The 15,734-nt window shown below is 63.6% G+C and carries 17 protein-coding genes; 13 read left to right on the top strand and 4 right to left on the bottom strand.

The annotated features are described in order from the left end of the window. The 9 genes from JHC57_RS08275 to JHC57_RS08235 form a co-directional block, all read left to right on the top strand. A partial coding sequence (locus tag JHC57_RS08275; protein WP_366928535.1) for a septal ring lytic transglycosylase RlpA family protein occupies positions 1-1,005 on the top strand: 1,005 nt, incomplete at its 5' end. Between the two features lie 25 nt (positions 1,006-1,030). Beyond that, positions 1,031-1,987 (top strand): D-alanyl-D-alanine carboxypeptidase family protein, encoded by a 957-nt coding sequence (locus JHC57_RS08270; RefSeq protein WP_294029536.1) that lies wholly within the window; start codon positions 1,031-1,033, stop codon positions 1,985-1,987. 75 nt (positions 1,988-2,062) lie between these two features. Then, positions 2,063-2,686: a dTMP kinase gene (tmk, locus tag JHC57_RS08265; RefSeq protein WP_294029535.1), complete on the top strand. Its 624-nt coding sequence runs from the start codon at positions 2,063-2,065 to the stop codon at positions 2,684-2,686. After that, positions 2,683-3,669: a DNA polymerase III subunit delta' gene (locus JHC57_RS08260; RefSeq protein ID WP_294029534.1), complete on the top strand. Its 987-nt coding sequence runs from the start codon at positions 2,683-2,685 to the stop codon at positions 3,667-3,669. The genes tmk and JHC57_RS08260 overlap by 4 nt, the downstream gene beginning before the upstream one ends. Before the next feature lie 38 nt (positions 3,670-3,707). Next, positions 3,708-5,291, top strand: a complete 1,584-nt coding sequence (metG, locus tag JHC57_RS08255) for a methionine--tRNA ligase (protein WP_294029533.1) — start codon at positions 3,708-3,710, stop codon at positions 5,289-5,291. After that, the gene (locus JHC57_RS08250; protein ID WP_294029532.1) at positions 5,291-6,067 is read left to right on the top strand and encodes a TatD family hydrolase; all 777 of its coding nucleotides are present in this window, start codon (positions 5,291-5,293) and stop codon (positions 6,065-6,067) included. The genes metG and JHC57_RS08250 overlap by 1 nt, the downstream gene beginning before the upstream one ends. A 13-nt stretch (positions 6,068-6,080) precedes the next feature. Next, positions 6,081-6,845 (top strand): MBL fold metallo-hydrolase, encoded by a 765-nt coding sequence (locus JHC57_RS08245; RefSeq protein WP_294029531.1) that lies wholly within the window; start codon positions 6,081-6,083, stop codon positions 6,843-6,845. Then, positions 6,842-7,018: a hypothetical protein gene (locus JHC57_RS08240; RefSeq protein ID WP_294029530.1), complete on the top strand. Its 177-nt coding sequence runs from the start codon at positions 6,842-6,844 to the stop codon at positions 7,016-7,018. Before JHC57_RS08245 ends, JHC57_RS08240 begins: the two co-directional genes overlap by 4 nt. 434 nt (positions 7,019-7,452) lie before the next feature. Continuing rightward, complete coding sequence (locus JHC57_RS08235; RefSeq protein WP_294029529.1) at positions 7,453-8,511, top strand: acyltransferase; 1,059 nt, start codon at positions 7,453-7,455, stop codon at positions 8,509-8,511. A 45-nt stretch (positions 8,512-8,556) separates the two neighbouring features. Here JHC57_RS08235 and JHC57_RS08230 read toward each other — a convergent pair whose 3' ends face one another. Further along, positions 8,557-9,294, bottom strand: coding sequence for a helix-turn-helix domain-containing protein (locus JHC57_RS08230; RefSeq protein WP_294029528.1), 738 nt, complete (start codon positions 9,292-9,294; stop codon positions 8,557-8,559). Between the two features lie 552 nt (positions 9,295-9,846). On the opposite strand from JHC57_RS08230, the gene JHC57_RS08225 reads away from it, so the two are divergent. The 3 genes from JHC57_RS08225 to JHC57_RS08215 are packed head-to-tail and all read left to right on the top strand — an operon-like array spanning position 9,847 to position 11,857. Further along, positions 9,847-10,431 carry a PEPxxWA-CTERM sorting domain-containing protein gene (locus JHC57_RS08225; protein WP_294029527.1) on the top strand — a complete coding sequence of 195 codons (585 nt, stop codon included), beginning with the start codon at positions 9,847-9,849 and terminating at the stop codon, positions 10,429-10,431. Next, positions 10,416-11,084, top strand: coding sequence for a L,D-transpeptidase (locus JHC57_RS08220; RefSeq protein WP_294029526.1), 669 nt, complete (start codon positions 10,416-10,418; stop codon positions 11,082-11,084). Before JHC57_RS08225 ends, JHC57_RS08220 begins: the two co-directional genes overlap by 16 nt. Before the next feature lie 14 nt (positions 11,085-11,098). Continuing rightward, positions 11,099-11,857: a WecB/TagA/CpsF family glycosyltransferase gene (locus tag JHC57_RS08215; RefSeq protein WP_294029525.1), complete on the top strand. Its 759-nt coding sequence runs from the start codon at positions 11,099-11,101 to the stop codon at positions 11,855-11,857. On the opposite strand, the gene JHC57_RS08210 is transcribed toward JHC57_RS08215, so the two are convergent. Next, a complete protein-coding gene (locus JHC57_RS08210) occupies positions 11,832-13,007 on the bottom strand; it encodes a glycosyltransferase family 2 protein (RefSeq protein ID WP_294029524.1) in 1,176 nt (391 codons plus the stop codon). The two genes, JHC57_RS08215 and JHC57_RS08210, sit on opposite strands and share 26 nt — an antisense overlap. A gap of 145 nt (positions 13,008-13,152) precedes the next feature. On the opposite strand from JHC57_RS08210, the gene JHC57_RS08205 reads away from it, so the two are divergent. After that, a complete protein-coding gene (locus JHC57_RS08205; protein WP_294029523.1) occupies positions 13,153-14,109 on the top strand; it encodes a UDP-glucuronic acid decarboxylase family protein in 957 nt (318 codons plus the stop codon). Here the strand turns inward: JHC57_RS08205 and JHC57_RS08200 are convergent. Both JHC57_RS08200 and JHC57_RS08195 read right to left on the bottom strand, forming a co-directional pair. Beyond that, the gene (locus tag JHC57_RS08200) at positions 14,098-15,192 is read right to left on the bottom strand and encodes a glycosyltransferase family 4 protein (RefSeq protein WP_294029522.1); all 1,095 of its coding nucleotides are present in this window, start codon (positions 15,190-15,192) and stop codon (positions 14,098-14,100) included. The genes JHC57_RS08205 and JHC57_RS08200 overlap by 12 nt on opposite strands. Beyond that, complete coding sequence (locus JHC57_RS08195) at positions 15,189-15,671, bottom strand: hypothetical protein (RefSeq protein WP_294029521.1); 483 nt, start codon at positions 15,669-15,671, stop codon at positions 15,189-15,191. The genes JHC57_RS08200 and JHC57_RS08195 overlap by 4 nt, the downstream gene beginning before the upstream one ends. Positions 15,672-15,734: the final 63 nt, after the last annotated feature.

Here is a 15,734-nt window from a genome sequence, read left to right as displayed (position 1 = left end):
ACGCACTGTCTGTGGGGTTGCTGGCGGATGAAATCGATCGTTAGGGGCGGAGGCATGATGGCGGGGGCGGCGTTATTGCTCGCCGGTTGCGGCAGCTTGGCTGGCAAGCGCGAAGGCGGACCGGCGGCAGGCCCGACGCCCGCAGCTTCGACCGCAGGCGTAGCCGATGTGCCGGTGAAGATCGGCGATCCCTATACCGTCGGCGGCGTGACCTATACGCCCGCGGACATCCCCGACTACGACGATGTCGGCTACGCAAGCGGGTATGGCGACGAACTCGCGGGCAAACCGACCGCCAATGGCGAAATCTTCGACCCTGCGGCGATCAGCGCGGCGCACAGGACGCTCCCCCTGCCAAGCTATGTCGAGGTCACGGCGCTCGACACGGGACGGACAATCCTTGTCCGCGTCAACGACCGCGGCCCGATGGTCGGCGACCGGCTGATCGACCTGTCGCGCGGCGCCGCCGAGCAATTGGGACTTACCGAGGGTGTCGCCGCGGTCCGTGTCCGCCGCACCAATCCGCCGGCAGCCGAACGTGCGCAGCTTCGCACCGGCAAACCCGTCCCCGAACGGATCGCGACGCCCGACTCGCTGCTCGCGATCTTGCGCAACAAGGTGAAGGGACTGCCGGTACCCAAATCCGCGCCGCCGACGGCCACCGTGGCCTCTCCCGCGCCGATTGCCGCGGCGGGCGCCAAGCCGGGCGACGATCGCTTCATCGTCGAGGGTCCCTCCACGACCATGCCAGCGGCGAAACCTTCGAGCGCCGCGAAAGCCACACCGGCCACGACCGGCGGCAAATACATGGTTCAGGTCGGCGCGTTCAGCAGCGAAAGCCGGGCCGATGCCGCGGCGAAATCGGTCGGCGGCCATGTAACGAAGGCCGGCAATTTGTGGCACGTTCGCATCGGCCCGTTCTCAAGCGACGCCGAGGCGCGCGCCGCACTCGGTACGGCAAGGACCAAGGGCTTCCGCGACGCCATGGTCCGGCGCGATCGCTGAGGCCGGGCGCGTGAAGGGAACCGCCATGCCCTTGATAGGCGCTGCGGCGCTGGCCCTGCTGGCGCTGCCCTGGGCCTCTCCGGCGACAGCGGCAGTCGCGGGCGACGACCACCCGAAAAACGCATCGGCCAGCCACGCCCCCTATGTCACACAAGCTCCGATCGTGATGCTCAAGGACCTCGATTCGGGCCAAATTCTCTTTTCACGCGGGGCGAGCAAGCGCTTTGCCCCGGCATCGATGACCAAGGTGATGACCGCCTATATCGTGCTCGACCTGATCAAGAAGGGTCAATTGTCTCGCGACAAGCTGTTTACCGTCGACGATGCGACCTGGAAGACATGGAGCGCAAGGCCGCGCAGTTCGAGCATGTTCCTGCGTGCCGGAGAGAAGGTTTCGGTCGACGATCTTCTGAAGGGCCTGATCACGGTCTCGGGAAATGACGCTGCAACGGCTCTGGCAGTCGGGATCGACGGCAGCGAGGGCGCTTTTACCAAGCGAATGAATAGCATGGCGGCCAAGCTGGGGATGTCGTCGAGCAATTTCGGGACAGCGAGCGGCTGGCCCGATGGCGGTGCGACCAAAGTCACCGCGGGAGACCTCATCCTGCTCGCCGACCGGCTTATCCGCGATCATCCCGATGGTTATGCGCGCTATTTCTCGATTCCGAAATTCCGGCATGGCGTTTCGCCCGACGGCAAGCCGATCGTCCAGGCGAACCGCAATCCGATCCTCGGCAGTGTTGCCGGCGCCGACGGGCTGAAGACCGGACATACGTCGGAAGCCGGCTATTGCCTTCTGGGCTCGGCAAAGCGCGACGGACGCCGCCTGATCATGGTCGTCGCGGGCATGACGAGCGAAAAGGCGCGCCGAGAAGAAGCTGACCGCCTGATGCGTTGGGGGTTTGCGTCGGGCAAGGCTCCCGCCGTCGCGCAAGACGCGCACGGCGGCGCATCCAGAGCGGCAAGCGCGACGCGCAGATGACAAAGCCTGTCGGGCGGGCTACCGCCAGAGCATGCACCGACGGCATTCCATTCTTTCCCGCCGCAGACCAGCGCGATGACGCGCGGTCGCTTCATCACGCTCGAAGGCGGCGAAGGGGTCGGTAAATCGACGCAGATCCGGGCGCTTTCTGCGGCGCTCGCGGTGCAGGGCGTCGACGTTGTCACGACGCGCGAACCCGGCGGCAGCGACGGCGCCGAAGCGATCCGCGCGCTGCTGATGGAAGGCAGCGACGAACGCTGGGACGCACGCAGCGAGGCACTGCTCTTTGCAGCAGCGCGCGCCGACCATGTCGCCCGGCTGATCCGCCCGGCGCTCGCACGCGGGGCGTGGGTGCTCTGCGACCGCTTCGTCGATTCGAGCCGTGCCTATCAGGGCGGCGGTGGCGGGATTACCGACGCCGATCTCCTGATGCTCCACGGTTTCGGTTCGGAGGGACTTCTCCCCGACCGCACCTTCCTGCTGACCGTCAGCGCCGGCGAGGCGGCACGGCGCGTTTCCGAACGCGGCGGCAGCGACCGGATGGGGAACAAGCCCGCGGATTATCAGGCGCGGCTCGCCGCACGTTTCGCCGAAATGGCCGAAGCCGAACCCGAACGCTGGCGGATCATCGAGGCGGATGCGCCGGCCGATCGGGTCACGGCGGCGATCCTTTCCGGACTTGCGGAATGGCTGCCATGATCGGACATCTGGACGCCGAGAAAGCCCTTGTCGAGGCATGGCAGGGCGGTCGGCTCCATCACGCCTGGCTGCTCGCCGGACCGCAGGGGATGGGGAAGGGCGCCTTTGCCGAACGGGTCGCCCGCTTCCTCGTGACGCATGGCGCCGGCGGGTACGCCGCTTCGCTCGACGATCGCGGCGACGAGGCGGCGAACCGCCTCGTCGAGGCCGGCAACCATCCCGAAATCCTTCGCCTCGCACGCCAGCCGAAGGACAAGGCGAAGGAACTTGCGCGCAACATCACGATCGAACAGGTGCGCCAGATGATCCGGCGGCTGCACCTCTCGCTGTCGCTCGGCGAATGGCGCGTGATCATCGTCGACGCGGTCGACGATCTTGAGACCGACGGTGCCAATGCTCTGCTCAAGACACTCGAGGAACCTCCGGCCAAAACGCTCTTTCTGCTCGTCAGCCACTCGCCGGGACGCTTGCTTCCTACGATCCGGTCGCGATGCAGAATGCTTCGTTTTCAACCAATTGCCCCTGACGTCATGACGTCGTGGCTCCACGAGCTTCGCCCGATGCTCGACCTTGCCGACGTACGCGCGATTGTTGCCGCGTCGGGAGGCGTGCCCGGCAAGGCGCTCGCGCTGATCGACAGCGACGTTGCGGCGATGGAAAAGAAGCTGCTCGCCATCGCCAGTTCGGGGGATCCCGAAAACCGGTTGCGCGAGGCGCTCGCGCGCGAGGTCGGAGGGACAAGCAATCGCGCTCGCCTCGAGCTGGTGATCGATATCGTGCCCGGCCTGCTTGCCCGGATCGCACGCGAGCGCCCGGTTGCCGAGATCGCTCCGGTGCTTGCCCGGTGGGAGCGCGTCCAGCGGACCGTCCGCGACGCGATTCGCGGCTCGTACGACGGCGCGATGGTCGGCTTTGAAATCGGCAACTGCCTCGCCGAACTCGCGCCACGCCAGGGACAATCGGCTGGACAGGTCGCGCGCTGACGCTTCCCCTCGCGCGCGCCAGCGGCTAAGGCGCGCGCATGTCCGAAAACAACGACCCCTTCTATATCACCACAGCGATCAGCTATCCCAATGGACGCCCGCATATCGGCCATGCCTATGAAGCTATCGCGACCGATGTCATGGCCCGTTTCCAGCGCGCACGCGGCCGCGACGTGCGGTTGATCACCGGCACCGACGAACATGGTCTGAAGATGTTCCAGACCGCACGCGACCAGGGCCGCGCGACGATCGATCTCGCTGATGAAATGTCGGGATATTTCCGTGAGATGTATGCCGAGCTGAACATCAGCTACGATAATTTCATGCGCACCTCGGATGCGGCGCATCACGCCGCATCGCAGGCGATCTGGAAGGCGATGGAGGCCAATGGCGACCTCTACCTCGATCGTTACGAAGGCTGGTATTCGGTTCGCGACGAAGCTTTTTACGACGAAAGCGAACTGACCGACGGGGAAGGGGGCGTACGCCTTTCGCCACAGAACACGCCGGTCGAATGGACCGTCGAGGAAAGCTGGTTCTTCCGCCTGTCGAACTATCAGGACAGGCTGCTCGCGCTCTATAACGACCAGCCCGATTTCATCCGTCCCGAAAGCCGTCGCAACGAGGTATTGCGCTTCGTCGAGGGCGGGCTCAAGGATCTCAGCGTCTCGCGCACCAGCTTCGACTGGGGCGTGCCGGTGCCGGGTTCGCCGGGCCATGTCATGTATGTATGGGTCGACGCGCTCACCACCTATCTCTCGGGGCTCGGCTATCCCGACCCGGCGAGCGATTTCGGCAAGTTCTGGCCGGCGAATATCCATATGATCGGCAAGGATATCGTGCGTTTTCATGCGGTTTACTGGCCGGCTTTCCTGATGAGCGCCAACCTGCCGCTGCCCAGGCAGGTCTTCGGCCACGGCTTCCTGCTCAACCGCGGCGAGAAGATGTCGAAGTCGCTCGGCAATGTCGTCGATCCGATGCAGCTCGCCGAACGCTTCGGCGTTGACGCGCTGCGCTATTATCTGCTGCGCGAAGTGAGCTTCGGACAAGACGGCAGCTATTCGGCCGAGGCGATCGTGCGCACCGCCAATGCGGATCTTGCGAACAGCTTCGGCAATCTGGCCCAGCGCAGCTTGTCGATGATTTTCAAAAACCTGGATGGAAAACTTTCGGCCGATTATGCGTCTGCGCAGAACGATATCGACCTGCTTGCCGACCTCGATGCGATGGCGACCGAGCGCCTGCCGCGCGAATTTGAACAGCTCGCCTTCTCGGTCGGCATCGAGGACTGGATCCGCGCCGTCTTCGCCTGCAATCAATATGTCGACACGCAGGCGCCTTGGGCGCTGCGCAAGACCGATCCCGAACGGATGCGCGCGGTGCTGATGACATTGTTCCAGGCGGTGCGGACGCTCGCGATCGCGATCCGTCCCGTCGTGCCGGCAGCCGCCGACAAGCTGCTCGAACAGATGGGCATCGCCGATGATGCGCGCGACCATGCGGCGCTCGCCGACAAGCAATGGTTCGGACAGCTTGCCGCCAGCGGCTTCACGGTCGGCCAGCCGGTGCCGATTTTCCCCCGCCTCGAACTCCCCGAAGAAAAAGGGGAAGGGGAGGCCTGATGCTCGTCGATTCGCATTGCCACCTCAATTACAAGGGGCTTGCCGAGCAGCAGGGCGAGGTGCTGGCGCGCGCGAGAGAGAAGGGCGTGACCGCGATGCTCAACATCGCGACGCGCGAAAGCGAATGGGACGATGTGCTCGCGGCGGCCGAAGCAAATGACGACGTCTGGGCGAGCGTCGGCATCCACCCGCACGATGCCGATCATCATCCCGAGGTCGACACCGCCAGGCTGGTCGAGCGCGCCACGCACCCGCGCGTGATCGGCATCGGCGAAACCGGTCTCGACTATTATTACGACAAGAGCGACCGGGTGCGGCAGCAGGACAGCTTTCGTCGCCACATCCACGCGTCGCAGCAGACGGGGTTGCCGATCATCGTCCACACCCGCGATGCCGAAGAGGATACGCTGACGCTGCTCGGCGAAGAAATGGGGAAGGCGGCTTTTCCCGGCGTCATCCATTGCTTCACCGCGAGCGACGATTTTGCCCGCAAGGCGCTCGACCTTGGGCTCTATATCTCGATCTCCGGCATCGTCACTTTCAGGAACGCCGCCGATCTGCAGGCGACCGCCAAATGGTTGCCGCAGGACCGGTTGCTGATCGAGACCGACTCGCCCTTCCTCGCCCCCGTCCCGCACCGCGGCAAGACCGGCGAGCCGGCGTTCGTCGCCGATACGCTCGCCTTTCTCGCCGATCTGCGGGACGACGACCGGGACGTCCTCGCGGCCGCCACAAGCACCAATTTCTATACCCTTTTCAACAAGGCGGCGCCATGACGTCGGGCGCTGCATGAAACTGCGGATCCTTGGGTGCGGCACATCTTCGGGCGTTCCGCGGATCGGTAACGACTGGGGCGCGTGCGACCCCGACAATCCGCGTAACCTGCGTAGCCGGGCGTCGATCATGGTGTCGCTCGGCGGCTTTCGCATCCTCGTCGACACAAGCCCCGACATGCGGCTGCAGCTCCTCGACGCGGGGGTCGGCGAGATCGATGCCGTCATCTGGACGCACGAGCATGCCGACCATACCCACGGGCTCGACGACCTGCGGCAAGTCATGCATCTGCGCCGGTCGGCGGTGCCGGTCTATGCACGCGACCATGTGCTCGACATATTGAAGTGGCGCTTCACTTATGCCTTTGCCGGAAACGCCGGCTATCCGGCGTCGGTCGATCCGATCGACCTTCACGATCATCAGTCGATCGGTCCGATCGAAGTGTCGGCGATCGAAATGCCGCACGGGCCGATCAAGGCGACCGGGCTGATCTTCAGCGACGGTGCGCACAGGATCGCCTATGCGACTGATTTCTCGAAATTTACGGATGAGATGGTCGATTTCTTCCAAGGCATTGACCTGTTCGTTATCGACGCGCTGCGCCGCTATCCGCACCCCACGCATCCGCATCTCGCGATGACGCTTGAAGGTCTGGCCAAGATCGGCAGCCCGCGCGCGATCATCACGCATATGGACAATACGATGGATTATGACGATCTTGCGGCCGAATTGCCGCCGGGCGTCGAGCCCGGCTACGACGGGCTGGAGGTGCAGCTATGACCGGTGACACGACGGTCCAGATTCTCTGGTTTGCCGGCGCGTTTGCGCTGGTGCTGAGTTCGTTGCTCGCGCGGCGCTTGCCGATGGCTGACTGGATAAAGATGGCGCTCGCGTGGGTCGCGATCTTCGGGCTGGTGTTTCTGGTCATTCGCACATGGCAGGCTGTGACCTGAGGGTGTTCCCTCAATCCTGCACCCTCTTTATTTAACATAATATATATTATCGGATCTTCATGCCAGATCTCGACTTCGCCCCGCTCCCGCTGCGGAGAAGCTCGGGAAGGATCACGGGATGGAGAGATCGGAACCTCGCTGCGGCTGGATGAAAGACGACGGTATCCGGAGCCGATCGTCGCCGTCGAATGGCCAAGGTGTTTTCTCCTCGCAAGCCACGTGAGCAATACGGCTAACTCATCCAGTTGATGAGAGACCAGAAGGTTATGTTCGACGCGTCACCCCTTCCCTTCAGTATCTTCGACAAAATCCGCCGGATCAACGAACCGGCCAACGCCGTTCTGCTATCGCGCCGCACATTCGGACCATTGCGCTAGACAGTTCCGCAAAACATCGTAGTTTCCGCCGATTGCTAGCCTTTGGGGGGAAGCCTGATGCAGTCATCGTGGGAGGCCAGGCCCGCGTCGTCCCGACATTTGCCACTCCTCGACGGCTGGCGGGCGCTGAGTATCGCATTTGTGCTGGCCGGACATCTCCTGCCCCTGGGTCCCGGTAGCTGGCGACTCAATGCGCCTGTGGCCGCAACGGGGATGGTGATATTCTTTACCCTGTCCGGCTTCCTGATTACCCGGTTCCTGATCGAGGACGGTGACATCCGGCGGTTTCTCGTGCGCCGGCTTCTTCGTATCGTGCCGCTGGCCTGGCTGGGCATGCTGCTGGCCTTTGCCGTTTCGGGCGGTGCCAGCATGGACCAGATCATCGGCAACCTGCTGTTCGCGGCAAATCTTCCGCCCTCGACGCTGATTCCGCCCGGTGCACATTTCTGGAGCCTGTGCATCGAGGTCCAGTTCTATCTGACGATCGCCTTGCTGGTCGCCATCGGGGGAAGACGCTCACTGCTCCTCATTCCCTTACTTTGCGTGGCAATCACTGTTGCGCGCATCTACTGGCAACAGCCCATGTCCATCGTGACATGGTTCCGGATCGACGAGATTCTCGCGGGCGCGACGTTGGCCCTGATCTACGAGGGCTGGCTGGGCGAACGCGTTCGCAGGCTGGTCGCGATGCCCAGCCCGTTGCTGATTTTCCCCCTCCTGTTGGCAAGCGCCGACCTGCGGACGGGTTTCCTGCCCTATCTGCGTCCCTATCTGTCGGCACTCATGGTGGGCGCATCGCTTTATAACGCGCCTCGGTGGCTCCACGAGTTATGTCAGAAGCGCGTCGTCACATATGTGGCGCAGACTTCCTACGCACTCTATGTCTTCCACGGAATTTTCGCGAACAGCTGGCTGGGGGCCGGTGACACGCTGATCAAATATCTGAAACGTCCTTTGCTGATCGCGGTGACAGTCGCCTGCGCGCACCTCTCGACCTTCCACTACGAGCGGCGCTGGATTTCGCTGGGACGACGCCTGACGGCCCGCACGCCGCAAACGCCCCTGGACGGCGCCACCGGGCCGGATGCGATCACCGTGGAAGGCCGGATCGGCTGATCACGCTGACCGCCGGCTTGCGCCGACGCCCTCAACGGAGCAGCCCTAGACCTCTATGTAGATGCGGATTTTCTCGGGCGATGCGCCGGTCGCCCGCGCGATGCGTTCGCGACCTTCACGAATCAACTCATCATAGGGCTCGGCGGCAATATCGACGATCAGTTGCGAAACGGAGACGTCCAGCAGAGCTGCAAGCGCCGTCATGCGATCGGGCTTGGGTCGAGCGCGCCCGCTCTCCCAGCCTGAAACCGAGGGCGCACTTACGTCGAGCGTCGCCGCCACATCAGCCTGACTGAGGCCTTTGGCAATTCGCAGGCGTTTGAGATTGGCGCCGAATCGATCGAACGCGCCGTGCGTTGAAATGGCTTCGTGCTGAAGTTCGGCTTCGTCCGTCATCACCGGAGCGGCGGCGCCGCGCAGTTGCGCAGCTGCCAAGGCTGCGGGAGATATCGGCGACTCGAATTCACAGCCGTAAAGCTGGCCGCTTGTCCAGACGAGCTTGGTCGTAACAATGCCCACATGCGGGAGCTCGACGTCGATCATATCAGCGACCGCAAGCGGAGCATCGCATTCGATGAGCATACCCGTCAGTGAGATATTATGAATTCTGACGGTTACATCGTCGGCCGCATGTGCGCCCCGGACTTCCAGCTGCAGCTTGCGCCGCGCGGCGCGCCTTTTTCCGGAAGACGCGTCCGGTGCTTGAAGATACGCCGAAATGACCATGAGCTCTGTGTCGGCGCACTCGGTTAATAAAGTCTTATTATCAAGGTCGAATTGCACTTCTTCCGGCCGTTGCGCCGGGCCGCACGCTGCCCCGTGCATATCTCGCGACAAGTCCCGTCCGACCTTGTCGCCCCGCAAAGCTGCGGCACACGCCGAACGCGGCCCGCGGCGAACGCGGCCGCGATAGCCTTCAGGGCATTTACGGCTGAAATGACCGGCGGAAGGTCGCACGGCCGATAACCTGACATAAGAAAACATGCGCAACCGGCGCCTGCCGGATTCCCGTCCGCAGCCGGTCATCGATATTTGAACGATGGAAGGGACCGGGTCGATTACGCTACCGATCGCGGCGCCCACCCTCTTGGGAAATCGCTATAAATATATAGAATAAAACGAATTTCTTTCATTTTCCGGCACGGGATCGCAATGGCCCGTCTGTGCCGTACATCCCCCGGTTTCCGCAGGATCTGTTCCCCAACGGGACAGATAACGCGCGGTAACCATAACATTTATCTTCACTCTATGTAATAAATCCGCTACTCGTCCGATGTGACGGGCATTCTATCCTTTTTTCGCTCGAAAATGCGGGTTGGCGCGGCGGCGATCGCGATGCTTCTGCTCGCCCTCATGTCGGTCACCATTCCCGCGCTAAGCGGCGACGGCGGAAGCGTGCTCGCACAGTCGATCGACGCACTCGACCGTTTTACCGAACGTTCCCCCGGAGAGCGTGGCGAGACGGACATTCTCAAGGGCAAGGCGCGCAAGATCGCCGACAGGCTGCTCGGACGCCGCGGCAACGGCGGCGAGCCCGAACAGCGCGCGCTCGGCAAGATATTCGACACGCCTCCCGAAGAGTCGATAAACGAATTGTCCCAGACGCCCGGCCCGATCGCCCTCACCGACCCGATTCCCACCGGTCTTTTGCCCCTTGGCGACACAGGCGGCACGCCTGCGGGATCAGACGGCGGCTTGCCGGGATTTCCCGGCGGGATCAGCACCGTCGTTCCACCCGGAACCTCGGTCACGCCCATAGATCCGACGACTCCGGGCGTGCCGCCGGTTGCCGCGGTTCCTGAGCCCGGGACCTGGGCCTCCATGCTCTTGGGTCTGGGGTTGTGCGCCGCCGCCCTTCGGCGCCGCAGAAGGCCCGGAACGAAAGGCAAGCCGGGCGCACCGCAATGCGCGCCGGCCTGATCGCCACGCTCTCGATCGCCGTTGCCGCCGTCGCGGGCATTGCCATCGGGGACGATGCCTTGCCCGTTGCGTTCGCAGACAAGGCGACTGGTGCGATCACCACCGGCGCAACCCGCCCCACACCCGCAGGCAACCCGGCGCGCGACTATCTCTCGCCGGCCGAACGGAGCCGCGGGCAGCAATATGGTCTGTTGCCGGCAGGCACGAAGTCTTTGCTGAGAACTCCGAAACGAATGAGCCACGGCGATTATGACTGGAACGAGGATGGCGTCCCGCCGGGCCAGCTTACGGTCTGGGTCGACTTGCGCACGCAGATCTTGTCGGTGTTTCGGGGTGGTCACGAAATTGGCACCGCGGTGATCGTTTACGGCGCGGAGACGATGAAGTCTCCGCTCGGCCGTTTTCCGATCCTCTCAAAACAACGCGATTATCACTCGCGCTCCTACGACGCGCCCATGCCTTACTCGCTCTTCATCACCGATACCGGTGTCGCGTTGCACGGCAGCCCGATGTCGAGCCGCCGCGCTACGCATGGCTGCATCGGCCTGCCGACCGAGTTTGCGCGCCTGCTGTTCGCCGCCGCCAAGACGGGCGATGAGGTCCATATCGTACGCTCGGATACGACGATGGCGATGGCTGCGCGCGGTCGATGAAACAGTCTGACGCCTTGCGATACGCTTTTATGGGGCTCGACTTCGACCGCCTCGATGCGCTGGCCGCCGCCAGAAAAATCGTGGCACTCGCCCGCGGGAACCGCTTTTCCTATATCGTGACGCCGAACGTCGATCATGTCGTGCAACTCGATCGCCTGAACGATCCGGCATTGGCCATGGCATATCGCAATGCCGAGTTGTGCCTTTGCGACAGCCGGAACCTCGCGAGGCTGGCGCGCTGGTCGGGGATCAATCTTCCGGTGGTAACGGGCAGCGACCTGACGCGCGACCTGCTCGTGGCCGCGCTTCCCTCCGCAAAGATCGCCGTCGTCGGCGGTGACGAGCAAATTCATGGCGACCTCGCCGCGCTTTTTCCGCGGTTCGAATGGACCTTTTTCACTCCGCCGATGGGCATCCGGCACGATCCCGCCGCGCGCACGGCGATTGCGGAGTTCGTGGAAGCGGCGGCGGCCGACGTCGTTTTCCTTGCGGTCGGCGCGCCGCAGAGTGAAATGGTCTGCGCCGAAATAAACCAGCGCGGCCGCGCGCGCGGCGTGGCCCTGTGCATCGGGGCGTCCCTCGAGTTCCTGACCGGAGCGAAGAACCGTGCACCCGTATGGATGCGCCGCACCGGTTTCGAATGGCTGTTCCGATTGCTCAGCGAACCGCAGCGTCTGTGGCGCCGCTATCTTCTCGAGGGACCGAGAATCTTCATTCTCTGGCAACAGTGGCAGCAGGAACGGAAGATCAACGTCGCTCGTCTTCCCGTCTAGTCCGGTTCCACGCCTTCTGATTGCGCGTGAAGAAGCCGATATAGATCGGGATTTTCCAGAGAATGTAGACCGGAATGCGCAGCAGCGCCCCGAGGGGAAGAATGCCGCGTCCATGGCTCCACCACGACGCGAGGAGAGCGGCGGCCGCGAATCCGAACGCCGCACTCGCCAGCAAAAGCTGAGCCCAACTGCCTGACAACGCCCCCACGGCCGCGAGCAGGGCAAGCCCCGGGATCGACAGCAGCATCAGAAGTGCGAGCGGCGGCACCAGCAGGTGGGCGCCGAGCGCCACGACATGACGCGACGCCGTCGCAACGCCGCGAAACAGCATCGGCACGCCCTGCGTGACCGCCGTCCTCAGGAAACCGTGTTCCCAGCGGCTGCGCTGCGCATGGCTGTCGGCAAGCGGTGCGGCGGGACTCGTCACGAGGGCTTGGTCATCGAGCTCGATCCCGGTTCCCTGCCGCGCGAGCCACAAGCCGAGATTAAGGTCTTCGACCGCGTCTCCGGTGGCCAGCGGGAGCGTGACGAACAGCGACCAGGGGAAAGCCATTCCGGTACCGAAGAGCAGTGCGCCGCCGCCAAGTCGGACCAGCCCGCGGGCGCGTATGAGATTTTTGACGAGCATCGCGAAGTTCGACACCTCGACGAGCGGGGAAACATTTTTTTCGGCGGTGAGGAGGTTCGCGGCCTGGACGGCGCGCCCGCAGGCCATGGCCCGCGCCGCCAGCCGTTCGGCGCTGCCCTCCCCCAGCCGGCAATCTGCATCGACGACGATCACGACGTCGGGCGGACTGCCGGCGAGCTCTTCGCGCCCGAAAGCCAGTGCGAAACCCTTGCCGCGGCGACCGGGATCGTTGCGCTCGACGACATCCGCGCCGGCCTTTCGTGCTTCCGTCGCGGTCCCGTCATCGCAATTATCCGCAACGACGAGGATTCGCGCTCCGGGCGCCACTGCGGTCAGTGCCTCGACCGTCGCGGCAATCCCCGCAACTTCATTATGCGCCGCAACGAGCAGACAGATGCGCGTTGGCGCGGCATGCTGAGGCTGTGCGGGGAGCGGACGCAGCCCGAGAAAGAGTTCGACGCCGAGATAGGCGAGCGGCGCCGCGAGCGACAGGGCGACAAGCCAGGCGAGAAGTTCCAACATTGCTGCTTGTGCCTCTACCCGATCCTGAGGTGGCGGCAAGTTTGGCGAGCACGAATGTCCCATATTGCCACCAGGAACATTGGGCGCTTTGCAATGGCCGGTGCTCCGTTTAGGGATAGCGCAGCGGATTGGGGGTAAAACTGATATGGCGCGCGAATATTTTTCGGCCCGCAGGGTGATGGTGACGGGTGGCGCGGGATTCGTCGGATCACATCTGATCGATCGCCTGATTGCGGCGGGCAACGAAGTGCTATGCGTCGACAATCTGTTTACAGGCGCGAAGGCCAATGTCGCGCACCTGCTCGGGCACCCGCGCTTCGAGTTCCTGCGTCACGATATCTGCCTGCCGTTGTTCGTCGAGGTCGACGCCATCTTCAACCTCGCCTGTCCGGCATCGCCGATCCACTATCAGCACGATCCGGTGCAAACCACGAAAGTGTCCGTGATCGGGTCGATCAACATGCTGGGTCTTGCAAAAAGGGTGAAGATTCCGATCCTGCAGGCATCGACGAGCGAGGTGTATGGCGACCCGACGCAGCATCCGCAGACCGAAAGCTACTGGGGCAATGTCAATCCGATCGGTCTGCGCAGTTGCTACGACGAAGGCAAGCGCTGCGCCGAAACCTTGTTCTTCGACTATCATCGTCAACATGGCCTCGATGTCAAAGTGGCGCGGATCTTCAACACCTATGGTCCGCGCATGCATCCTGCCGACGGACGCGTGGTTTCGAACTTCATCATGCAGGCGCTCCGCGGCGAAGACATAACGATCTTCGGCGACGGCTCGCAAACGCGCAGCTTCTGTTATGTCGATGACCTGGTCGAAGGCCTTCTGCGCCTCATGGACTCGCGCGACGGCTTCACCGGCCCGGTAAATATCGGCAACCCGGTCGAATTCACCATTCTCGAACTTGCCGAGCTGGTAATCGAATTGACCGGATCACGCTCGAAGCTGGTGCGGCTGCCGCTGCCGTCGGACGATCCGACACAGCGCAAGCCCGACATCTCGCTCGCGCGGGCCGAACTCGGCTGGGAGCCCGCGATCGCGCTTCGCGACGGGCTCGTGCGTACGATCGACTATTTTCGCGCGCTAGCGAACTGATGCCCTGTCCGCGAGCAGGCGCGCGATAAACTCGCGATACTGGCCCGCAATCACCGACCAGGAATATCGCTCGATACCTCGTGCCTTCCCGGTACGGGCCGCGCCCCGCGCGAGGCCGGCGCGAAGCATGCCGAGCAGCGCCGCAGGATCTTCCGTGTCGCAGAGCAGCTGCGATTCGGCGCCGAGAATCCATCGCAGGCGCTCGGTATCGTGACCGATGACCGGCAGGCCACTCGCCCAGGCTTCGATGAAGACGTTTCCGAAGGATTCGAGAAGCGACATGTGGAGAAACACGTCGGCCGAACGGTAGAGAGCGGGCATGTCAGCGGCCGCGAGGCTGAGCCGCCTGAAGCGTCCCGGAAGCAGTTCGGCAGCCAGCGCCTCGCCGTCGTCGCGGAGCGGTCCGTCGCCCGCAACCACCAGATAGGCATCGTCGAGCTGCGCGACCGCCCGAATGCCGTCGAGCACGCGTTTGGTCGCGATGAAGGCGCTGACCATCAGGACAATCGGGCGATCTTCGGGCAAACCGAAGCGCTCGCGCTCGGCGGCACCGGGACTGAAGCGCGCGAGATCGACGCCATTGGGAATCAGGGCGCAATTCCAGCGCGCGCTATTGCGCTCGAGGTAATCGGGGTTGGTGCAAACCAGACCGTCGCAGGAAAAGCTACGATATTCGGAATTCGACGCGTAGGCCGGCCAGTCGCCATTCTGGGTCACGAATATCTGTAGCGGTTTCCTCGGCGCGGGCCTGCGCAACGCCCAGTGAGTGAAAGGGAAGGAGCAGGTTACAACCGCGTCATAATCCTGCGGGCGGTACGCCGCGAGGAGCCCGGGCACGAAACTCGCGTCCTCCCAGGCGGTCTCGCTGCGAAGCGGCGGGAAAGTCGGGAAATGTTCGAACCGCTCTCGCCGGATCGACGGCGTGCTGCGAAACCGGTAAGCGGCGCCGGGCCGCGCTTCGCCCGATCCCATCACCGTCACGCTGTCGCCATCGCGCGCGATGGCCTCGGCAACGGAGAGCAGGGCCACTTCGGCGCCGCGGTCGTAGCGATGAAAACCCGGCAAGGCGAAAAGCAGCTTCATTTACGCAAAACTCCCGTGCGTCGAACGTTCAGCCACGCGCAGGCGACTGTCGTACCGCCAAGCAGCAGCCACAGCCAGCCGATGACAAGCAGCCCCGTTGCTGGCCGGTAGATCAGGGCGTCCACACCATGCAAGGAAATGGTTTCCAACAGGAAAAGCGTCGCGCTGAGAAGTGTGACCTTCGCGGCACCCGAATGTCTGCGCGTGCCGGACCTGTCTCGCAACCGAAGGAGCCCGATCGCGGCGAGACCCATGATCACGACCATCATCAAGAGCTGCGCCGGCGTTCGCTCCGAATAGAGATCGCCCATCGCAGCAACGGCCCGGTCATGAAAACCGTGCCGCCAGCCAAGAGCGCATTCGGCCGCGAAGCCGGCATTGACGATGGCCAGGAACGGCCAGGGCCGGCAGCCGGCAACCAGGCAGGCGGCCGCGGCAAGCCCGAACGAGAAGACCCCGGCCCATTGCGTTGCGTCCATCGCGCTTTCCCATTTCCTCTTTTTTCCGCGTAGAAGCGGGTTAAACCCTGACGGTGTTTCTCG

Source organism: Sphingopyxis sp., from assembly GCF_016463645.1.
Taxonomy (GTDB): domain Bacteria; phylum Pseudomonadota; class Alphaproteobacteria; order Sphingomonadales; family Sphingomonadaceae; genus Sphingopyxis.
The sequence above is the reverse complement of the archived record's forward strand: the minus strand, read 5'-3'. Positions and strand labels throughout refer to the sequence as shown.